This is a genomic window from Thiospirillum jenense (assembly GCF_014145225.1).
Classification (GTDB): domain Bacteria; phylum Pseudomonadota; class Gammaproteobacteria; order Chromatiales; family Chromatiaceae; genus Thiospirillum; species Thiospirillum jenense.
In genome coordinates, this window is record NZ_JABVCQ010000122.1 from 1 (window position 1) to 371 (window position 371).

Annotated in this window: 1 protein-coding gene; it reads right to left on the minus strand. The window is 46.6% G+C overall.

Features of this window, described 5'->3' with window-relative positions:
- The coding region (locus HUK38_RS14810) for a hypothetical protein (RefSeq protein ID WP_202985596.1) at nt 1-355 on the minus strand (355 nt) is incomplete at its 3' end.
- Nucleotides 356-371 lie beyond the last annotated feature (16 nt).

Genomic DNA, 371 nt, shown 5'->3' on the forward strand with positions numbered 1-371 from the left:
AGGTAATTGCATTGGCGGCCGTGCGTCGAATGGCGGCAAAATACGGCTCTAACCGTTTTAATAATTGCTGCCGCGTATCACCACGCAAAAAGGTATTTTCTAATTTAACCAGCGCCTGTGCCAAATGATTTTCCCGATGAAAAATGGCATTGGTGAATACTGCCGCGAAGATTTGATCGGTTAATAAATGCTGAATGAGCATTTCATCCACATCGGTTGCCGTCACTTGCGCACCAATTGAACGGCGACAGGTTTTGAGAAATGAATCTGCCTGTTGCTGAAATGAATTCAATTCCCGATATGCTTGCGCTAATAATTCACGCAACGCCGCCGCCACGCCCGGTAATTCAATCATAAACTGCTGCCGCGCT